This window comes from Rhizobium rhododendri (genome assembly GCF_007000325.2).
GTDB lineage: Bacteria > Pseudomonadota > Alphaproteobacteria > Rhizobiales > Rhizobiaceae > Rhizobium > Rhizobium rhododendri.
In genome coordinates, this window is the sequence record NZ_CP117267.1 from 2,298,390 (window position 1) to 2,318,141 (window position 19,752).

Below are 19,752 nucleotides of genomic sequence, written 5' to 3' on the forward strand. Positions count from 1 at the left end.
TTCCATGGCATACGAAGCAATATTTGAAATGTCAAAGGTTTCGGGTCGGGCTGCCTTGCACGCCAGTGGATAGCATCACTTCGCCAGCATCCGGGCAAGCAGGAAGCCGGAGCCAGCTCCCGTTCCCGCCCCCGGCCAGGTGGACGCACCGCACATGTAGAGGCCGGCGACCGGCGTCCTGTAGCGCGAATATCCGGCGACGGGACGGAACAGGAAATTCTGGTCCAGGTGATGGCTGCCGGAAAGGCTGTCGCCGCCGATGAGGTTGGGGTTTTCGCGCTCGAGGTCCAAAGGCGAGACGACCGTCCGGGCGAGGATCTTGGCTCGCAGGCCCGGCGCATGGACCTCGATGATATCGATCACCCTGTCGGCGTAGTCCTCCTTGACCGCATCCCAGCTGAGCGCGCCGATCTTCGCAGCGGCGTCGCCGAGGATCTCGGCCGGAAGAACCCGCACCTGGACCCAGAGCACATGCTTTCCGGCAGGCGCCCGTGACGGATCGATGGCGGTCGGCTGGCCGACGACCAGCGCCGGCTCTACCGGCAACAGACCGGCCGCCGCTTCCGCATAGACTTTCGACATCATCTCGAGATCAGGTGCGATATGCACATAGGCAAAGCTCTTCAGCGCCTCTCCGGCCGTCCAGTCCGGCAGGCTGTCCAGCGCCAGATGGATCATCATCGTGCCGGGTCCGGCGCGGAACCGGCTGACCTTGCGATCGAAGTCCCGGCGTTTCGGATCGGCATCGAGCAGCTTGTCGAAGAGGTTCTTCGGATTGACGTTGGCGATGACGGCGCGGCTCGCCTCCAGCCGACGGCCATCGGCCAGCAGCACGCCGGTCGCCTTGCCGCCGGACACCAGCACCTTGTCCACCGCCGTCCCGAGCAGGATCTCGCCCCCGCGTGCGGTCAGCATGCCCGTCATCGCCTTGATGATCGTATCCGCACCGCCTTGTCCAATGACCATGCCAAAGGCCTGGTTGGCCATCGATTCCAGATAGGGAAACAGCGCACCGCCTGCGACATCCGGTGCAAAATCGAGGTGTAGCCCCCAGGCGGCCATCATCGTCTTAAGCTTCGCGTGACGAAACCGGGCATCGAGGAAATCGCGCGGAGAGGAAAGCAGCATGCGCACCGTGTCGTAGAGCCAGCCGCTGCCCTTTTGCCGCCAGGCCTTCCAAAGGACGTTCGCTGCTGCAAGCGAGGGCATGGGTGCACCGAGCAGCCCGAAGATGTGCGGCGCATCGGTGGTGAATTCGGAAAGCATTGCCCGCCAGGCCGCCGCGTCCTCCGGCGAAAGTGCCGCAATCGCAGCCGCCGTCTTTTCGAGATCGGTGCTGACGCCGAGATACGTGCCGTCTCGGAAGACGCTGGCGAAACAATCGGCGGCCGGTACGAAACCGAGACCGTTGGCAACGAGCTCCTGCCTGTATTGGGCAAGGAAGGCCGAACCCGCAAACATCGATAGGTTCATGGCGCAGAGATCGTGCCGAAAACCCGGTAGCGTCACCTCCGCAGTCTTGACCGCACCGCCGGCGGTCGTGCTGCCCTCGACGACTGCAACCTTCCAGCCTTTTGCGGTCAGATGTACCGCTGCCGCAAGCCCGTTATGCCCCGCCCCCACCACCACCGCGTCGTATGCCATGATCCACCTTCCGTTCCCTTATTATTTTATACATCACATGCATACATTCTGCGCCGCCGGCATCAAGGGCAGAGGTCTCGAAATCCCGTCATGGACCGCACGACGATGCGGAATTTGGCTGGAATAACGCCACTGGAGAGCCTGTTTTATAGGCCATATGCCCACCTTTGCCAAAATGTCGGGCGGCCTGAAACTTGACGCCCGAGCCGCCCCGCAAATGCTTGCAATATCATATGGTGTGACATAGGCTTGCCCCATTCAGCCGCCTGCCTGGGCGCAAGAAGGGCAGATCAATGCCCCATCCAGCACGGCGGTTTTCGTTCAAGGGGAACATACGAATGACGTCGAACACGCTTGCAAGCCTGGCCACCGCCCTCGTTTCGGGCTCCATCAAGGTCGTCGATCTCACCGCATCGCTCGGCCCCGACACCCCGGTGCTCTACCTGCCGCCGCAGTTCGGCAAGAACACGCCGAAGGTCAAGGTCCACACCATCTCGCAGTATAACGAGGATGGGCCGTTCTGGGCCTGGAACTGGCTGGAACTCGGCGAGCATACCGGCACCCATTTCGATGCACCGAGCCACTGGATCACCGGCAAGGACAACCCCCGGAACACCACAGACACCATTCCTCCGCAGAATTTCGTCGCCCCCGTGAATGTCATCGATCGTTCGAAGGAGGCCGCCGCCAACCCGGACTATCTGCTGACCGTCGACAGCATCAAGGAATGGGAAGCTGAGCACGGCGACATCGAAGCCGGATCCTGGGTATTGCTGCGCACTGACTGGTACAAGCGCAACGGTTCGACCGAGACATTCTTGAACGCCGACGAGAACGGCCCGCATTCGCCGGGTCCGACTGCCGAGGCGATCGAATATCTGCTCACCAAGGACATCATCGGCTGGGGCCAGGAAACCATCGGCACAGATGCCGGCTCGGCCGGTGGCATGAACCCGCCCTTCCCGGCCCACAACCTGATGCACAAGAACAACCGCTACGGTCTCGCCAGCCTCTGCCAGCTTGATCTTCTGCCGCCAAAGGGCGCCATTCTCATCGCCGCCCCACTGAAGATCGTCTCCGGCACCGGCTCCCCCGTCCGCGCCCTGGCCCTGATCGCCCAATAGGCGCACCATGCCCTTAGGCGCTCCCTCTCTCCGCCACCGGCAAGGCTCTTGGCCCGGGAGAGCGTCCGCCAAAGGGCACCGGGCGCTTTCGAGCCCCGCTGCGGTGAAGGGACTGGCGGAAGCAGAATCGCTGCCTCCGCCCTCCGCCGCTAGGCAAGCCGCCGCCCCATACATCCCCCACCCTCATTCCAGTGCTCGTCACAGGAATCCAGCCACGGCGCGTCTGCGCCGTGAAAAAACACTTGACCGTCCGCCACAAGCCTTCCCGCGCCCAAGGACTTGGGCGCACTGGATTCCTGTGACAAGCACAGGAATGAGGGAAACCGTGGCAACCTCCCGCCCTCCCGCAAAAGCCAGACTGGCGGAGACAGAGGCAGCAGAGGCAGCAGAGGCAGCAGAGGCAGCAGAGGCAGCAGAGGCAGCAGAGGCAGCAGAGGCAGCAGAGGCAGCAGAGGCAGCAGAGGCAGCAGAGGCAGCATCATTGCAAGCGCCTATCCCACTAAGGCAAGCCATCGGAAGCACCACTTCCCTCCCTCATTCCTGTGCACGTCACAGGAATCCAGCCACGGCACGTCCGCGCCGTGAAGGGACGTCTCTGGGCTCGTCATATACCCTCCCGGCCTCGACGAGCGGGCCCCATCCTCCAACCACTCTTTGCGGGACAACGGCATGAGCAGCCATGACTACATAATCGTTGGCAGCGGCATCAATGCGCTGGTTGCGGCGGCCATGCTGGGCAAGAGGGGTCGCAAGGTTCTGATCCTCGAGCGCAACGAGCGTATCGGCGGATGCCTGCGCAGCGAGGAGATCACTGAGCCCGGCTTCGTCCACGACGTCATGGCGACAACGATGGTGCTGTTCCTGACCTCGCCGGCCTACGGGGCGCTCGGTAAGGATCTGGAGGCGCGCGGCCTTGCTTTCTCGCATGCCGACCTGCCAACCGGCGTGCTGCGTCCGGACGGATCGAACGTCATCTTTTCCAGGGATCGCCAGCGCAACATAGCAACATTCGAAGCCCTCTCGGCAGGCGACGGCAAGACTTTCTCCGACGAAATGGACAAGCTCGGAGCCGATGCGCCATTCCTGTTCTCCCTGCTCGGCGGCGCTCTCTGGTCGGGCAACATCTTGAAGACTGTGTCCCGGCAGGCCTGGGGGCGAGGCCTTCGCAACCTTGCTGCCTGGTTCGGCAACGCTCTGACGCCCGCGCGCGGCTACCTGCAAACAGCCTACGGCTCGGACCTTGCCCGCGCACTCTGGGCACCTTGGGTGCTGCATTGCGGCCTCAGCCCGGAAGATTCCTATTCCGCCGAAATGCTGAAGGTCATCGGGTTTGCCATCGAACTTGCGGGCTGCCCGGTAGCGACAGGGGGCGCCGGCGTTCTGGTCACTGCTTTCGAACGGCTGATTGCGGACCAGGGCGGCACCATCCGTACGGGTGCCGATGTCGCAAGCATCCTGCCCGGCCCCGGCAACGTCGCCGGCGGCGTTCGCCTTGCGGGTGGTGAAACCCTCACCGCCACCGGCGGCGTCATCTGCTCGACGACCCCGAACCAGCTTTATGAGCGCCTGATGGCCGACTGGCCCGGGCCGCTGCCGGCACAGATCCGCAAGGATGTCTCCCAATATCGCTATGGCAAGGGCAACATGCAGATCCACTACGCGCTGTCCGCCCCGCCCCGCTGGAAACATAACCCTGAGCTCGGCCAGGTCGCGTTGCTGCACCTGACCCCCGGCCTCGACGGTGTCTCGCGCGCCTGCAACGAATGCGAACGCGGTCTACTGCCGGCGGAACCCACCGTTTGCGTCGGCCAGCCGGTATCCTTCGACCCCAGCCGGGCGCCCGAGGGCAAGTCCATCCTCTGGCTACAATTGCCGGAAGCGCCGCGCCTGCTGAAAGGCGATGCCGCGGCCAAGATCGAGACACCGGCGGATGGCCGCTGGACGGAGACGGTGCGCGAACAGTATGCGGATCGCATAGAGGCGTTGCTGGCGAGCCACATCGAAAACTTCGCCGAAATCAGGCTTGCCCGCCGCGCCTACTCTCCGGCCGATCTCGAGACGATGAACATGAACCTCGTCGGCGGCGACCCCTATGGCGGCCATTGTGGCCTCGACCAGTTTTTTCTCTGGCGGCCCTTCAAGTCTTCGGTTAATCACCGCACCCACATCAAGGGCCTGTACCATATCGGTGCGTCGTCCCACCCGGGCCCTGGCCTCGGCGGCGGTTCGGGTTTCCTGCTCGCATCCTCGCTGAAATAACAGGAAGACGAGGAGGCGTGTGTTCATGGAAGAACGGTTTTCAGGTGTCGTGCTCAGGCGCAAGGACGATGGCTACGATGCCCGCCCGACCATGGGCGAGATCGGCCTGAACCATTTCGCGCCCTATCTGATGAACCGGCTGATGTCCCGCTGGAACGCCAACATGGCCGACGAGCTGAAGGAACTGGACATCTCGACCGCCAAGATGCGGGCGCTGGCGGTGCTCAGCGTCTCGACCTCAGTGACCATCAACGAGCTGTCGATCTTCGCCGTGACCGAGCAGTCGACAATGAGCCGGACGCTGGATTCGCTGGAAACCCAGGGCTACATCCGTCGGCAACCGCGCGCCGAAGACATGCGCATCCGCGATGTCTCGATCACCGAGGAAGGCCGTGCCGCCTTCGAAAAAGTCTGGCCGACGATGTACGACCTGTTGCTGCAGATGTTCGACGGCGTCGAGGAAGCCGAATACCGCGCCTTCATCGGAACGCTGCACAAGGTGCTGCACAATATCCGCAAGCACGAGATCTGAGGACCGCAGAGCGGCTGTGGCGCGTCGTGACAAAATCTGCGGGAGTTGGTACTATCGGACCATGGACCGGAAAGAAGTCATTACCCGCCTGAAAGCCACCGAGCCGCAGATACGCGCGCTGGGTGTTGATGCTCTCTATCTGTACGGCTCATATGCCAGCGACAGCGCGCGCAGTGATAGCGATCAAGATGCGGGCGCTGGCGGTGCTCAGCGTCTCGACGTCAGTGACCATCAACGAGCTGTCGATCTTCGCCGTGACCGAGCAGTCGACAATGAGCCGGACGCTGGATTCGCTGGAAACCCAGGGCTATATCCGCCGGCAACCGCGCGCCGAAGACATGCGTATCCGCGATGTCTCGATCACCGAGGAAGGCCGCGCCGCCTTCGAGAAAGTCTGGCCGACGATGTACGACCTGCTGCTGCAGATGTTCGACGGCGTCGAGGAAGCCGAATACCGCGCCTTCATCGGAACGCTGCACAAGGTGCTGCATAATATCCGCAAGCACGAGATTTGAGGGCCGCGGAGCGGCTGCGGCGCGTGATGACAAAATCTTCGGGAGTTGGTACTATCGGACCATGGACCGGAAAGAAGTCATTACCCGCCTGAAAGCCACCGAGCCGCAGATACGCGCGCTGGGTGTTGATGCTCTCTATCTGTACGGCTCATATGCCAGCGACAGCGCGCGCAGTGATAGCGATATTGATGTCTTGGTCGATTTTTGTCCGGAGAGCGGCAAGGGCCTGACAGCTTTCATGATGCCTTACCAACTTTTGGAAGACCAGTTCCCAGGCGTCGAAATTGGTTACGGTACGCGGGAGTCAATTTCGCCTGCCTATCGCGCCTCTGTAGAGCAAAGCGCGATCAGAGTATTCTGATGACCTCAGCGAAGAGTGTGCATGTCCGCTTGCTGCACATTCTGGAGAACATCGATGGCATTCTGTCTGCCACAAAGGATGTGAAGCCGGATGCGATCGCCGACGATTTTTTGGTCCTGCGCGCCATAGAGCGCTGCATTCAGATTATATCCGAGGCAGCGAAGGAATTGCCCTCCAAAATGCGTTCGAGCGAACCCGATATTTCCTGGCGTGCCATCATTGGCATCGGCAATCTGCTGAGACATGAATATTACCGCATTCGACCGGGCGACCTATGGGACATTATCCACGTCCACTTGCCCAAACTACGACCAGCCATTGCAAGGCTTCTGTCAGAGGCAGAACAATGACTGCTACGCCAGTCAGTCCAGCAAATTATCACGCCTTCGACCCCAGCCCCAAAAGCATGGGGCCAGAGTGTGAGGTAGCCGCTACACATGTCCGGTTCGGACGCGGGCGTGCTATTGGGTCTGGGTGGTGACCGCAGGCTGCGGAGTGGTTGCGTCGGGGGCATTGGCCTTTCCGACGAAATACATTCCGCCCACAAAGATCACGCAGGCAACCACCGTGATCGCTGCCAGCTTGGCAATCGATCCCACGCTGGTCCGTTCCGTACCAAAACCCATCTCTTCTGAAGTCATCGTTTAAAAACTCCTCCGTTGATGCGAGCGCTTCTCCTCTTCGCCCGCATCTGGGAAGGGTAACACAGCTTTTCCCCGGTTACATCCCCTAAGATGTAACCCAGGCATATCTACACGTATTGCGGTGCAACATGCAGTGGCCGGAGAACTGGCGCAGTGCAACATCGACCGGTTTCCGACCGCCACGTTAACCTGCTGGTTTGTTGGGGATCAGCGCGGTTGCGCCGGCTGCAATTGCCGCGATGATCGCGAAGACGTAGAAATTCCACTCGGGCGCAACCGCGATGCTGGCGATATAGCCGCCGATCAACGGCCCCAGCAATGCTCCGATCCGCGCGAAGCTCAGAGCCCAACCGGTGCCGGCCGCGCGGACAGAGGGCTTGAGATAGTGGGCGAGATAGCCGGTCAGGATGAGCGACGCCGACACCGTGCCGAAACCCGCCACGGCTACGACCGCGTAGTTCAGCAGGATCGAACCCTTGAAGGCGAGTGCGGCGATACCGATAGCGCCGAGCAGGTACGACAGGGTGACCGTCAGCTTCACGCCGAATCTATCCGCCCATTGCCCGAGCACGATACCACCGATCGCCGACGTAAAGGAAAAGACGGCAAGGAAGAGCAGGCTGTCGCCAAGATCATACCCGCTCTTGCGCATGATCTGCGGCAGCCATTGCGCCAGCCCGTAGACCAGCAGCAGCCCCATGAACAGCGCTAGCCAGAAACATATCGTCGCAAAGGCGTTTTTCGGTGAGAAGATTTCGCCGAGTGCAGTTCGCCAGCCGACCATCTCCCTGGTGTGGGAAGGTTCAACCGGGACCGGCAGACGGAGCCGCGTGGCCAGCTTCGCAGCCGCCTCGTTGCGCTTGCGGGAGACAAGATAGTCCAGCGATTCTGGCAGCAACCAGGCCATGACGGGGACACAGAGCAACGGCAGCGCGCCGATCAGCACCACCGGTCGCCAACCGTAATCCGCAAGCAGCCCCCGACCGACCAAGGCCGCCGCAAACAGCCCCAGCGAATAGCCGGAATACATTATGCCGTAGTTCAGGCTCTTCCTCCTGGCCGGGGAATACTCGATAGTCAACGCCGCGGCGATGGGGATTATGCCGCCGAGACCGAGCCCCGCCACGAAGCGGCTGATGGCAAAGACGGTGGGCGTCGGCGCTGCCGAGGTGACGATCATGCAGACCGCGAACAGCGACAGGCAGCACAGAAACATCGGCTTGCGTCCGTAGAGATCGCTCAGCGTACCGATCAGGATACCACCGACCAGCATGCCGAAAATGGTGTAGCTGCCCATGGCGCCAAGCTGCATCGGCGTCAGACCCCAGGCGCTGTCGGTCGAGAGCGCCGGCAGGATGGCACCGAGCACGCCAACGTCATAGCCCTCAGCAAAAATGGCAAACCAGCACAGGAGTACCACCATCAAACCGGTGTTCTGGCGTCTGGCAGAGGTACCCGCGTCGACCCCGGATGCTTGAAGATCGTCCATCCAGTTCCCCTTTATTTTCAACCGTTCCGTCCTCACCCTCATCGCTGTGCTTGTCACAGCAATCCAGCCACGGTGCGCTGCGCCGTGAGGAGACCCTTGCCGCTCTGGAAAAAAAGCAGCTCGCCCAACGAATTAGGCACCTGACAACGGTGACGGGCACTAGAACGAGACAAAAGCGCCTCTCCCGCACACGATGGCCTTCGCCCCAAAGCGTCGGCAATCCCTCCACCCTCTAAAGCGTTGCCACCGTCTTTAGCGCGCCATCGAGCGCGATACCGCTTTCGTCGAGCAGGGCTGCTTGGCGCAGGCGCTTCATCCAGGCGGCACCGTCCTCCCGATCTCGCAACAGCGGCAGCGCCGACATGACACGGTCGAATTTCGACAGGCCGCGGGCGTGGGTGTCGGAGTAGCCCTTGACGAGGCGCCTGTTGTTGAGCACCTCGACGGCGAGATCGTAGTTGGCAGCGAGCAGGCCGGTGGCCATTGCGAGCCAGGCGTCACGGTGTGCCATCTCACGGGAATGGCGCAATGTTCCCCGGCGTGTCCCGCGCAAAGCCGAAACGGCATAAAGGCTTAGGAACCAGAACAGCGTTCCCGTTTGCACCCTTCGCCCCTTGTTGACGAGGCGATCGAGCCGGGCAAACAGCTTCGGCCGGTTTTCGATCCACAGGCCCAGCCGCTTCGGAAGAGTGCCGCAGATCTCCTCCATGCGCGGATGCATATACTCTGTCATGTAGACGATCTGGTCGGCCTTTGCCCCGACCTCCTTGCGAACCCGGTCGAAACGGGATGCCCGCACCTTCAGGTCGGCAACGCGGATGACATCGTCATAGGCCATCGAGATCGCGACGTATTTCGCTGCCTGAACGGTGAACGCGAAGCCTTTTCCCGCGCCGCCATATCTGCGGTCGAGTTCAAGCAGACTTGCCACGCGGCTCAGATATTCGTCGCCATAGGCCGGATCCTGGAAATCCGTCAGCTTCCTGGCGCCGGCAAAGAGCAGCGGATGAGCCTCTTCCGGAAATTCGGCACGGATGCGGTAGACGATCCTGTCGAGAGAGGGATGTCCTGCCGTCTCGGGCAGCGCGTCGAAATGCTTGTGCGGCGTCGCCGAGACCACATCGTTGGTCCTCGCCGTCGCCCGCTCGAAGGCGGCATTGAAAGCCTTCAGGCTCGGCTCGATGCCTTTTCCGCCGCCGCGAATGGTCGCCTCGAATGCCTCCCTTGAAAAGGGCAGCACACCGGCGGCGGCCAGCGCCCCGAACATGGACGCGGAAATGACGCTGCCGTTTTTGGCCGCCAGCGTATCCATGTCGAAGGCGATAATCCGCTTGGCGGCAAAATCCGTGGCTTCGACGACAACTTCGGGATTGCCGATGCCATCACCCGGCTTCTCCTTCTCGCCGACCGCCAGCGCGCGGTGCGTCGAGGCAATCAACGTCGTACGATCCGGCGTCACCAGGCCGCGCAGAACGGAGCGTCCGGCTTCCATCAGTTCGGCGGCCAGCACGATATCGACGTCGCCCGGCGTCGGCATCAGCGCAAAGATCGGATGGCGGCCCTCGCGGGCGGGCAACAGTTCGAGATAGTAGATGGTGGCGCCGGTACGCTGGGCGACGCCGGGGACAGACGTCGTCTGTGCCATCCAGCCTTGGCTTTCCGCCAGCCCGACGATCCAGTCGGCAAGCACCCCGCCGCCCTGGCCGCCCATGGCGAGAATGGCAATCGAGATCGGCTTGTCCGTCGACAGGCGAATGGCGCCGACGGCCGTTGTAGCAACATGCTCGTTCATGGCGATCCCCTCAATCTGCAAAGACGATGCGGCTTGCCTTGCGGCGGGCCTGCAGCCAGCCGATGACGGCACTGCGCATCCTAGCGAGAAAGCGGTCCCAGCCGGTCGGGTTGTGGATAATATCGGCGCGGTAGAACGACGGACAGAGGATGGCGGCCTCCGCCACCTCGCCGCAATTGCCGCAGCCGACGCAGCTGTTGTCGATGGCAGCGACCGGATCGTCCTTCAGCGGGTCGTCGGTGTGCTTGACCGACAGCGACGGACAGCCCGACAGCCGGATGCAGGCGTGGTCGCCGGTGCAGACATCCTCGTCGACGCCGAAGCGCTCCTTGACCATACGCTTGCCGTCCTTCACCGCCTTGTTGAACAAAGGCTTCACCCGGCGCTGCTTGTTGAGCATGCATTCCGACGAGGCGACGATGATCTTCGGGCCCGGCTCCTTGGTCGTCAATGCCTCGCGCAGGGTGTCGCGCATCTTGGCGACATCGTAGGTCCGGTCGATCTGGCGGACCCAGGTGGCGCCGATGCCCTTGACGGCATTGACGATGGAATTGTTGGTCTTGCGCCGCGGATTGTCCGCGCGCGACGACAGGATGTCCTGGCCGCCAGTGGCTGCGGAGTAGAAATTGTCGATGACGAGGATGACGCCGTCCTGCTTGTTGAACACCGCATTGCCGACTGAGGTCGCCAACCCGTTGTGCCAGAAGCCACCGTCGCCCATGACCGAGATCGAACGCTTGTCCGCTTCGACATTGAAGGCCGAGGCCGAGGCTGGTCCAAGACCGTAGCCCATCGTCGTGCCACCGATGTTGAACGGCGGCAGGATCGAGAACAGGTGACAGCCAATATCGGCGGCGACATGGTGCTCGCCCAGTTCCTGTTCGACCAGTTTCATTGCTGCAAAGATCGGCCGCTCCGGACAGCCGATGCAGAAACCGGCAGGCCTCGGCGGTACGACCTCGGCCAGCGCCCTGACCTTCGGATCGTTGAGAACGGGCGACGGATCCGGCAGCGGCGGCTGGTTGCCGAGCAGCACGCGCGCATGGGTCTCGAGGAAGGTCTTGATGCCCTTCATCAGCACCTGCGTCGTGTATTCGCCGCCCATCGGCAGGGTGTCCTTGCCGGCGATCCGCGTCTGGATGTCGCGGCGGCGCAGGATCGTGTTCAGCGACTGCTCGATATATTCCGGCGCCCCCTCCTCGACCATCAGAACGGCCTTTTTGCTGGCGCAGAATTCGGCCAGCTGGTCGTCGATCAGCGGATAGGCGACGTTGAGCACATACAGAGGCACGGAACAGTTGCCATAGACATCGGCAAGGCCAAGCTGCTGCAACGAGCGCATGACGCCATTATACATGCCACCCAGCAGTATGATGCCGACATCGCCTTCGCTGGGACCGAAATATTCGTTGAGCCTGCGGCGCTTGATGAACTCTACGGCAGCCGGCCAGCGGTGCTCCAGCTTCTGCTTTTCATGGACGAAGGTCGCTGGCGGCAGGACGATGCGGTTGACGTCGCGGACCGGATTTTCCAGCGCCTGGCGCAGCGTGAACTCCGGCCGCTTATTGTTCTTTGCTTCGAACTGGCCGTGCACATGGCAGCTGCGGATACCGACCTGCAGCATCACGGGTGTATTGGAGGCCTCGGAAAGCTCGAAGCCGGTTTCGACAGCATCGACGATCGACGGCAGGTTGGGGCGTGGATTGAGCAACCACATCTGCGACTTCATCGCATAGGCATGGCTGCGCTCCTGCATGATCGACGATCCCTCGCCGTAATCCTCGCCAATGATGATCAGCGCGCCGCCGGTCACCCCGCCGGACGACAGGTTGGAGAGTGCGTCGGAGGCAACGTTGGTGCCGGCCGTCGACTTCCAGGTGACGGCGCCGCGCACCGGGTACATCACCGAGGCCGACAGCATCGCCGCCGCCGCTGCCTCCGAGGCCGATGTCTCGAAGTGGATGCCGAGGTCTTCCATGACATCCTTGGCGTCGGCCAGCACGTCCATCAGATGCGAGATCGGCGAGCCCTGGTAGCCGCCGACATAGGAGACGCCGGACTGCAGCAACGCCTTGGTAATCGCGAGAATTCCCTCGCCGCGGAAGGTGTCGCCCTCCCCCAGCTTCAGGTCCTCGACTTCGCGGGCAAAAGACCGTTCAGCCATTTCAGTTCCCCTTCGCCCTTGTCAGGCGTTTTCTTCAATCATTTGCAAAAGCATATTTTGCGCTTCGACCGGCTGTCAATCAGCAAATGGCGTGAAGCCATCAACATGCGTTACCGCACGCCCGTTTGATCGGAGTAAAAGCAAACTGAGCCGAATAAATATGCAAAAGCATACATTATGCTCAACTGGATCTTGCGCAGTCTCCGGCAGATTCCGGGAGATGGAGACCGACACTGCTATTTTTCTACAACGCCAGAGAATCCGCTTGCGCTTCCCGATGGTTATTTTAAGATTAAAACATTCCGATAATAAATCGCCAGCGGCAGGCCGGCCACAGGTCATCTACCGCTGAACAGGGGAACGGAGTGACCATGGACCATCTGACACGGCGCCAGGCGTTGAGCCTAGGCGCGGCTACTTTCATCACGGGCATTCTCGCTGGCCGGACGGTCGTCGAGGCGGCCGATGTGAATACGCTGACGATCGCATTCAACGTCAACCTGCCGGCCTTCGACCCGACGACAGGCCCCTCGGCCGTCAATCCGACGATCCAGGCGATCTACCGCTCGGTCTTCGACCAGTTCATCGGCCAGGGCCCGGACCTGAAGTTCCAGCCCGGCCTGCTCACAAAATGGGGTTGGAACGACGACAAGACCAAAGTCTGGATGGACGTCCGCGAGGGCGTTACCTGGCACGATGGATCCAAATTTACCCCGGAGGATGTCGTCTGGTCGCTCAACCGCGCTGGCGACCAGAAGGGCGGCAACCCGATCTCCTTCATCTGGTCGACTGCCACCAACTACAAGATCGAGGGCAACCGGATTACCGGGGACGTCGTTCGCTACGAGCCGACCTATTTCATGTGGATGGCCTTCCTGACAGGCTATGTCCTGCCGAAAGACTACTTCACGAAAGTCGGTCCGGAGGGCTTCGAGAAGAAGCCTATCGGCACGGGCCCGTATATGGTCGATGCCTACGAGGGCAATTCCTTTCTGCGCCTCAAGGCCAATCCGAACTATTTCGGCGGCAAGCCAGCCTTCGAGACGGTCATCTACAAATTCGTCCCGGATACGACAAGCCGCGTCGCCGAGATCGAATCCGGCTCCTCCGACGTGACGCTGGAAGTGCCCTACGAGGATTTCGACCGCCTCAAGAAGAAGAAGGGCCTCGACGGCGTCGCAACGCCTGTCTCCGACATCGGCATGATCTTCATTTCCAATGTCGGCCCGATGCTCGACAAGAACGTCCGGCTCGCCGCCAACATGGCGATCGACAAGGACGCCATCATCAAGCGCCTGCTGCGCGGCTACGGCAAGCCGTTGTCGACGCTCGAGGCGCCGGAATATTCGGCATATGACGCCGCCATCAAGACGCCTTACGACCCGGAAGGTGCCAAGAAGCTTCTTGCGGCCAGTGGCTTCTCGCCGGAAAAGCCCGTGAAGTTCGCCATCAAGACCACCCGCGGCTTCAAGCCAAAGGACTACGAGATGATCCAGGCGATCGTCGGCATGTGGCGCAAGGTCGGCATCGAAGCGGAAATCGAAGTCTACGAGATCGCCAAGCACTACGAGCTTCGCGCCGCTCACCAGCTCGGTCCTGCCGCCTTCTACAACTGGGGCAATGCCATCGGCGATCCAACGACCTCGACCGGCTTTGCAATGTACAGCAAATCGCCGCATTCGGGCTGGAAGACGGACGATGTCGACAACCTGATCAACCCTCTCTGGGGCGAAAAGGACGAAGCCAAGCGCATCGCGGGCTGGAAGGCGGTCGATAAGTATATTGCCGAAGAGGGATACGTCATCCCGCTGCTGCAATATGCCCAGCCGATCCTCTACAAATCGAGCGTCAAGGTCACCCCGAACATCTCGGGCGCCCTGCAAGCAGCGCAGGTAGCGAAGGCCTGATAGAGGTTTGGACGCAAGCCACGGGCTAATCTCCCCCGTTGCGGGGGAGATGTCAGCAAAGCTGATAGAGGCGGGTTGGTCGCCACGCACTTCCACAGTGACGAGCGACACCTGTGCCTTGTCCCGAACATCCACAGGCGCCCACTCATCAGTCATTCCGGTCATCTTCCTTCCCGCCGGCGGGGAGATGAATTCCTCTTCATTGGCCAATTCAGCCTTATTCGATCGAACGGGCACCGACATGAACATATGGCGGCACCAGACCATCCTCCCTCACTCCTGTACTCGTCACAGGAATCCAGTGCGCCCAATTCCTTGGGCGCGGGAGATGTCACGGCTAGACTCATGGCGTTCTCTAACGGTGCCCCTATGGCGACGATCAACAGGTGGCAGGATGACCAAAGCTGATGCCGCGACTTTCACCAGGAAGCGGCCGAGAATTGGTTTATGCCGCTGCCTGACGGCCGGAAGCCATAATCCATGATAGCCATTGCCATTCTCAATCGCCTGGTCATGGCCCTTGTCACGCTGTTCGGTGTGGCGCTGATCGTCTTCGTGCTTTTGCGCGTTGTCCCCGGCGATCCGATTGCCATGATGATCTCGCCAGGCGCCACACCGGCCGACATCGCCGCGATGCGCGCCCATTACGGGCTCGACGCCAGCCTTCCGGTGCAGTTTGGCCTGTGGCTGAAGGCTGTCGCGATCGGTGATTTCGGCACCTCGATCTCGCTGAAGCGCAGCGTACTCGGCCTGCTCGGCGACCGGCTCCCGGCGACCCTCGAGCTGGCCTTTGCCGCCCTGGTGCTGGCAGTTCTGCTCGGTGGTCTTGTGGCGATTGTTGGCACACTGGTACGCCGTACCATCCTCGAGCCGATCATCGACAGCCTCAATGGGCTTTTCCTCGCCGTCCCCGATTTCGTCTGGGCGCTGGCCCTTGTGCTGGTCTTCGGCGTTGCCTTTCCGCTGTTTCCGCTGTCGGGCCGCATCGATCCCAGTATCGACGCGCAGTTCCACACGCCCTTCTACCTGATCGAGAGCCTTGTGACCCTGCGCTTTGACATCTTTGCCGACGTTGCCGCCCATATGGTAATGCCGGTGCTGGCTCTCGGCCTGCCGCTGGCCGCCATCGTCGCCCGGGTGCTGAAAGCAACGCTTTCGGAGGCTATGCTGCAGGACTACATCCTGCTTGCAAGGCTGAAGGGCATGTCCAACCTGCGACTGGTGCTGCAGGAGGCGCTGCGCAATGCCGTCGGACCGACCATTGCGCTGACCGGCGTGCAGTTCACCTTCCTCATCGGCGGCACCGTCATCGTCGAGCGCATCTTTGCCTATCCGGGCATCGGCAACATGGCGATCGACGCGGTGATCAACCGCGACCTGCCGCTGATCCAGGGTCTGGTGCTGGTCTTCGGCCTGCTGTTCATCGTCATCAACCTAATGGTCGACGCGCTCGTCGCGGCCTTCAATCCGAGGCTGGCTCATGGCTGAGATCATTACATACACCGCGCCGAGAACGCCGTCACGCTCCGCAAGACGCCTGCTGGCCCTGCTGCGCGAGCCGAAAGTCCTACTGGGCGGCGGCATTATCCTTTTGCTGGTCATCCTTGCCGTCTTCGCACCCTTCATTGCCCCGAAGGACCCGCTCGAGCAGGACCTGATGTCCGGCACCCTGCCCCCCGCTTGGATGGATGGCGGCGACCAGAACTTCCTTCTCGGCACCGACGATCTCGGCCGCGACGTGCTGTCGCGCATGATATTCGGCACCCGTATCGCCCTGACCGTTGCCTTCGTGGCCGCCGGGCTTTCCGCACTGATCGGCACCTTGCTCGGCCTGTTTGCCGGCTGGTACGGCGGGTGGCCGGACCGCATCATCTCGCGGCTGGTCGATATCTGGATGGCATTCCCGCCGGTGCTGCTGTCGATCCTGCTGGTCGCCGTGTTCGGCTCGGGCGTCCATTCGGTAATCGCCGCCATCGTCATCATCGACTGGACCCGCTTCTGCCGCGTCGTTCGCTCGGAAACCCAGGCGCAGGCGCAGATGGATTACGTCACCGCCGCCCGCACCATCGGCTTCTCCAGGCTGCGCATCCTGTTCTCCGAAATCCTGCCGAATGTGGCACCCGTCCTCATCGCGCTCGTCAGCCTTGAAATGGGCATTGCGGTCATCGTCGAAGCCATCTTGTCCTTTGTCGGACTCTCCGTCTCATCGGACACGCCGACCTGGGGGGGCATGATCGCCGAGGGCCGGCAGATCATCCATGACGGCTGGTGGGTATTGGTGGCGCCGCTGCTGGCGCTGTTTGCGACGGTGCTGGCCTTCAACCAGCTCGGCGATGGCCTGCGTCGCGCCCTGGACCCCGTGATGCGCCGATGAACCAGCCGCTTCTCTCGATAACCGGCCTCAGCGCCGTCTCCGACCGCGACGGCGGCGCGCCGATCCTGCGCGATGTCGGGCTGACGCTAGAGCGCGGCGAGGTTCGCGGCCTCGTTGGCGAAAGCGGCGCCGGAAAATCGACCATCGCCAAGGCGCTGCTCGGCATCCTTCCGCGCACTGTTCGAGTCGTGGGCGGGTTTATCAATTTCGAAGGTCGTGACTTGCTGCGATTGCCGCAGAAGGAACTGCGCTCGATCATGGGCAGCGAGATCTCGCTAATCCCGCAGGATCCGCAGACGGCCCTCAACCCCGGACGCCGCATCGAGGCACAACTGACGGACGGCCTGCGCCTGAAGCGCGGCCTGTCGTCGAGGGAGGCCGGTCAGCGGGCGCTAAACCTGCTGGAAGAAGTTCATATCCGCGATCCCGGACGGGTGCTGCGCTGCTATCCGCACGAACTTTCCGGCGGCATGCGCCAGCGCGTACTGATTGCCGCCGCCTTTGCGCTGGAGCCGAAGCTGGTCGTCGCCGACGAGCCGACGACGGCGCTCGACGTGACCGTGCAGAAGCAGATCCTGCGGCTGATCCGCCGACTGCAGGAGGCGCACGGCACCGCCGTCATCTTCGTCACCCACGACCTCGGCGTCGTCGCCCAGATCTGCGACAGCGTCACCCTGCTCTACGCTGGCAAGGTCATCGAGGAAGGTCGTACCGCCGAGGTGCTGTCGACCCCGCGCCACATTTACACGCAAGCCCTGATCGCAGCCGGGCCACGCTACGACCGTCCAAACGCCGGCCTGACGCCGGTGCCGCCCGAAATCTTCGAAGAACTCCGCCGCGAGATTGGCCTTCACGACGGGAGGCTGAGCAGCCATGCATGAGCGCTTTTGTAACCCGGCCGCCGGCTGCGACGTCAGCGATCGAGGACGGCAACCGTTGCCCATCCGGCATGATCTAAAGCTAGAACCATCACCAATGACTGCTTCCCGGCTGTCAATTGACCAACCGCAGGCCGACCTCGCTCTCCCTCATCCCTGTGCTCGTCACAGGGATCCAGTCACGGCGCGTCCGTGCCGTGGGGGAACTCGACCTCTCAATCGGAAGGGCCTTCTACGCCCAAGGACTTGGGCATGCCGGATTCCTGTGACAGGCACAGAAATGACGGACGGAGCGAGGCATCCGCTCCAATTTCCGCACCGAAGTCCGGCCTCTGAAAGCCTCCTCTCCCCTTCTCATGCGATAGCCCTGCACGACGGGAGCCGCCGCCATGTCTGAGCCCCTACTCACGGCCACTGGCCTCGAGGTCACCTATGGCGGGCGGCGCACACTGGCCGGCCGTCATGTCGATGGCGTCAAAGTGCTGCACGGCGTCGATATCGCCGTCCATCGTGGCGAAACCATCGGCATCGTCGGCGAGAGCGGCTCCGGCAAAACGACGCTCGGGCGCGCTCTGCTGCGGCTGGTCGACACCTCGGCCGGCGAGATCTGCTTCGACGGGACGGATATCACACGTCTGCCGGATGCCAGGATGCGACCGTTGCGGCGCCGAATGCAGATGATCTTCCAGGATCCGATGGCCTCGCTCAATCCGCGCCACTCGATCCGTCGCATCCTCGTCGAGCCGCTGCTGCTGCACGGCGTCGCCAAGGATCGGCGTGAAGCCGAGCGCAAGGTCGCTGCGATCCTCGATCGGGTGACCCTGCCGCAGGCCTGCCTCGACCGCAATCCGCACGAACTCTCGGGCGGCCAGCGTCAGCGGATCGGCATTGCAAGGGCGGCGCTGCTGGAGCCGGATTTCGTGCTCGCCGACGAGATCGTCTCCGGCCTCGACGTCTCTACGCAGGCTCAGGTACTCAACCTGCTGAAAGAACTTTCGACGGATCTTGGCCTGTCGATGGCTTTCATCAGCCACGATCTCTCCGTCATCCGCGCCATCTGCGACCGCGTCTATGTGATGCGGCAGGGCCGCGTCGTCGAGGAAGGTCCCTGCGAGCGAGTCTTCTCCGCGCCCGCCTCCCAATATACGCGCCTGCTGCTCGACGCCATTCCACTGCCCGAGGTCGACCCGGACTGGCTCTGGCGCGTCAGCGAAAACGAGGACTCGGCCTGACCTGAGGCCGAGCAGTATGTGCTTGCCATAGCCATGAGATACGCACCGGGGCCGCGGGCCTTCGGGGCGGAGGAAGACTGTTGCCTTCCGGAACACGCCCGCCAAAACAGGGGAACGTAGAAATGAAGAAGCATATCACTGCCTTCGCATTCGCCATGACCACTGCCCTCGCCAGCGCCGGTGCTGCCTCCGCAGACGGCATACCCGGCATGCGCGGTCACGACCACACCGGCATCACCGTGCCCGACATGAAGCAGGCGCTCGACTTCTTCGTCGGCGTCGTCGGCTGCGAAAAAGCCATGTCCTTCGGCCCGATCTCCGACGACAAGGGCACGCTGATGACAGACCTCGTCGGCGTCGATGCCAAGGCCAAGATCGACCAGGTGACGCTGGTGCGCTGCGGCTACGGCTCCAACATCGAGATCTTCCAGTACGAAGCCCCTGACCAGCGCGACCTCAAGGCCCGCAACAGCGATATCGGCGCCTTCCACATCGCCCTCTATGTCGATGACGTCGGAGCCGCCAAAAAATATCTCGACGGCAAGGGCATCGCCACCCGCATGGGGCCTGTGCCGATGAACGACGGCCCGATTGCCGGGCAGACGATCATGTATTTCCAGGCCCCCTGGGGCCTGCAACTCGAAGCCATCAGCTATCCCAAGGGGATGGCCTACGAGAAGGAGTCGAAGGTAATCCTGTGGTCGCCCAAGGACCCCGCGAAATAGGGCTGCGACACTTTGGCTGCCTGGTTTCGCTGGAAATCGGGCAGCCGGCGGTCAATTCCCGCAATTGCGACTTGACGCCCAGACGCCGCGTTTATATTTTAAACTTCAAATA

At 62.1% G+C, this 19,752-nt stretch carries 17 protein-coding genes; 12 read left to right on the forward strand and 5 right to left on the reverse strand.

Going from position 1 to position 19,752, the window contains the following annotated elements:
* Positions 1 to 75: 75 nt before the first annotated feature.
* Positions 76 to 1,647 carry a phytoene desaturase family protein gene (locus tag PR018_RS11210; protein WP_161990944.1) on the reverse strand — a complete coding sequence of 524 codons (1,572 nt, stop codon included), beginning with the start codon at positions 1,645 to 1,647 and terminating at the stop codon, positions 76 to 78.
* A gap of 335 nt (positions 1,648 to 1,982) precedes the next feature.
* On the opposite strand from PR018_RS11210, the gene PR018_RS11215 reads away from it, so the two are divergent.
* The 6 genes from PR018_RS11215 to PR018_RS11240 all read left to right on the forward strand — a co-directional run bounded on the left by PR018_RS11215 (position 1,983) and on the right by PR018_RS11240 (position 6,785).
* Complete coding sequence (locus tag PR018_RS11215) at positions 1,983 to 2,768, forward strand: cyclase family protein (RefSeq protein WP_142823563.1); 786 nt, start codon at positions 1,983 to 1,985, stop codon at positions 2,766 to 2,768.
* Positions 2,769 to 3,437: 669 nt separating this feature from the next.
* Positions 3,438 to 5,027, forward strand: a complete 1,590-nt coding sequence (locus tag PR018_RS11220; protein ID WP_142830795.1) for a phytoene desaturase family protein — start codon at positions 3,438 to 3,440, stop codon at positions 5,025 to 5,027.
* Positions 5,028 to 5,052: 25 nt separating this feature from the next.
* Positions 5,053 to 5,559, forward strand: a complete 507-nt coding sequence (locus PR018_RS11225) for a MarR family winged helix-turn-helix transcriptional regulator (protein ID WP_142830794.1) — start codon at positions 5,053 to 5,055, stop codon at positions 5,557 to 5,559.
* A 173-nt stretch (positions 5,560 to 5,732) separates the two neighbouring features.
* The gene (locus PR018_RS11230) at positions 5,733 to 6,074 is read left to right on the forward strand and encodes a MarR family winged helix-turn-helix transcriptional regulator (protein ID WP_224127965.1); all 342 of its coding nucleotides are present in this window, start codon (positions 5,733 to 5,735) and stop codon (positions 6,072 to 6,074) included.
* A gap of 61 nt (positions 6,075 to 6,135) precedes the next feature.
* Complete coding sequence (locus PR018_RS11235; protein ID WP_142830792.1) at positions 6,136 to 6,435, forward strand: nucleotidyltransferase family protein; 300 nt, start codon at positions 6,136 to 6,138, stop codon at positions 6,433 to 6,435.
* Positions 6,435 to 6,785 (forward strand): HepT-like ribonuclease domain-containing protein, encoded by a 351-nt coding sequence (locus PR018_RS11240; protein ID WP_142830790.1) that lies wholly within the window; start codon positions 6,435 to 6,437, stop codon positions 6,783 to 6,785. Before PR018_RS11235 ends, PR018_RS11240 begins: the two co-directional genes overlap by 1 nt.
* A 111-nt stretch (positions 6,786 to 6,896) precedes the next feature.
* Here PR018_RS11240 and PR018_RS11245 read toward each other — a convergent pair whose 3' ends face one another.
* The 4 genes from PR018_RS11245 to PR018_RS11260 form a co-directional block, all read right to left on the reverse strand.
* Positions 6,897 to 7,076 carry a hypothetical protein gene (locus PR018_RS11245; protein ID WP_142830788.1) on the reverse strand — a complete coding sequence of 60 codons (180 nt, stop codon included), beginning with the start codon at positions 7,074 to 7,076 and terminating at the stop codon, positions 6,897 to 6,899.
* Between the two features lie 187 nt (positions 7,077 to 7,263).
* Positions 7,264 to 8,568: an MFS transporter gene (locus PR018_RS11250; RefSeq protein WP_142830786.1), complete on the reverse strand. Its 1,305-nt coding sequence runs from the start codon at positions 8,566 to 8,568 to the stop codon at positions 7,264 to 7,266.
* Between the two features lie 232 nt (positions 8,569 to 8,800).
* Positions 8,801 to 10,360 carry an indolepyruvate oxidoreductase subunit beta family protein gene (locus tag PR018_RS11255; protein WP_142830784.1) on the reverse strand — a complete coding sequence of 520 codons (1,560 nt, stop codon included), beginning with the start codon at positions 10,358 to 10,360 and terminating at the stop codon, positions 8,801 to 8,803.
* A 10-nt stretch (positions 10,361 to 10,370) separates the two neighbouring features.
* Positions 10,371 to 12,524 carry a ferredoxin family protein gene (locus PR018_RS11260; RefSeq protein ID WP_142830782.1) on the reverse strand — a complete coding sequence of 718 codons (2,154 nt, stop codon included), beginning with the start codon at positions 12,522 to 12,524 and terminating at the stop codon, positions 10,371 to 10,373.
* A 371-nt stretch (positions 12,525 to 12,895) separates the two neighbouring features.
* Between PR018_RS11260 and PR018_RS11265 the strand changes: the two genes are divergently transcribed.
* From PR018_RS11265 to PR018_RS11290, 6 genes are all read left to right on the forward strand, one after another.
* Complete coding sequence (locus PR018_RS11265; protein WP_142830780.1) at positions 12,896 to 14,431, forward strand: ABC transporter substrate-binding protein; 1,536 nt, start codon at positions 12,896 to 12,898, stop codon at positions 14,429 to 14,431.
* Positions 14,432 to 14,911: 480 nt separating this feature from the next.
* Positions 14,912 to 15,919: an ABC transporter permease gene (locus tag PR018_RS11270; RefSeq protein WP_142830778.1), complete on the forward strand. Its 1,008-nt coding sequence runs from the start codon at positions 14,912 to 14,914 to the stop codon at positions 15,917 to 15,919.
* Positions 15,912 to 16,805, forward strand: a complete 894-nt coding sequence (locus PR018_RS11275; protein ID WP_142830776.1) for an ABC transporter permease — start codon at positions 15,912 to 15,914, stop codon at positions 16,803 to 16,805. Before PR018_RS11270 ends, PR018_RS11275 begins: the two co-directional genes overlap by 8 nt.
* A complete protein-coding gene (locus tag PR018_RS11280) occupies positions 16,802 to 17,686 on the forward strand; it encodes an ABC transporter ATP-binding protein (protein WP_142830774.1) in 885 nt (294 codons plus the stop codon). Before PR018_RS11275 ends, PR018_RS11280 begins: the two co-directional genes overlap by 4 nt.
* A 386-nt stretch (positions 17,687 to 18,072) precedes the next feature.
* Positions 18,073 to 18,915, forward strand: a complete 843-nt coding sequence (locus PR018_RS11285) for an ATP-binding cassette domain-containing protein (protein ID WP_142830772.1) — start codon at positions 18,073 to 18,075, stop codon at positions 18,913 to 18,915.
* A 122-nt stretch (positions 18,916 to 19,037) separates the two neighbouring features.
* Complete coding sequence (locus tag PR018_RS11290) at positions 19,038 to 19,640, forward strand: VOC family protein (RefSeq protein WP_161990969.1); 603 nt, start codon at positions 19,038 to 19,040, stop codon at positions 19,638 to 19,640.
* The last annotated feature ends 112 nt before the right edge of the window (positions 19,641 to 19,752 follow it).

Bases quoted from the DNA above. Each gene is read 5' to 3' on its own strand.
- PR018_RS11275 (WP_142830776.1), top strand. From the start codon at position 15,912: ATGGCTGAGATCATTACATACACCGCGCCGAGAACGCCGTCACGCTCC.
- PR018_RS11260 (WP_142830782.1), bottom strand. From the start codon at position 12,524: ATGGCTGAACGGTCTTTTGCCCGCGAAGTCGAGGACCTGAAGCTGGGG.
- PR018_RS11215 (WP_142823563.1), top strand. From the start codon at position 1,983: ATGACGTCGAACACGCTTGCAAGCCTGGCCACCGCCCTCGTTTCGGGC.
- PR018_RS11220 (WP_142830795.1), top strand. From the start codon at position 3,438: ATGAGCAGCCATGACTACATAATCGTTGGCAGCGGCATCAATGCGCTG.
- PR018_RS11255 (WP_142830784.1), bottom strand. From the start codon at position 10,360: ATGAACGAGCATGTTGCTACAACGGCCGTCGGCGCCATTCGCCTGTCG.
- PR018_RS11265 (WP_142830780.1), top strand. From the start codon at position 12,896: ATGGACCATCTGACACGGCGCCAGGCGTTGAGCCTAGGCGCGGCTACT.
- PR018_RS11245 (WP_142830788.1), bottom strand. From the start codon at position 7,076: ATGACTTCAGAAGAGATGGGTTTTGGTACGGAACGGACCAGCGTGGGA.
- PR018_RS11285 (WP_142830772.1), top strand. From the start codon at position 18,073: ATGTCTGAGCCCCTACTCACGGCCACTGGCCTCGAGGTCACCTATGGC.
- PR018_RS11290 (WP_161990969.1), top strand. From the start codon at position 19,038: ATGAAGAAGCATATCACTGCCTTCGCATTCGCCATGACCACTGCCCTC.
- PR018_RS11235 (WP_142830792.1), top strand. From the start codon at position 6,136: ATGGACCGGAAAGAAGTCATTACCCGCCTGAAAGCCACCGAGCCGCAG.
- PR018_RS11240 (WP_142830790.1), top strand. From the start codon at position 6,435: ATGACCTCAGCGAAGAGTGTGCATGTCCGCTTGCTGCACATTCTGGAG.
- PR018_RS11280 (WP_142830774.1), top strand. From the start codon at position 16,802: ATGAACCAGCCGCTTCTCTCGATAACCGGCCTCAGCGCCGTCTCCGAC.
- PR018_RS11250 (WP_142830786.1), bottom strand. From the start codon at position 8,568: ATGGACGATCTTCAAGCATCCGGGGTCGACGCGGGTACCTCTGCCAGA.
- PR018_RS11270 (WP_142830778.1), top strand. From the start codon at position 14,912: ATGATAGCCATTGCCATTCTCAATCGCCTGGTCATGGCCCTTGTCACG.
- PR018_RS11225 (WP_142830794.1), top strand. From the start codon at position 5,053: ATGGAAGAACGGTTTTCAGGTGTCGTGCTCAGGCGCAAGGACGATGGC.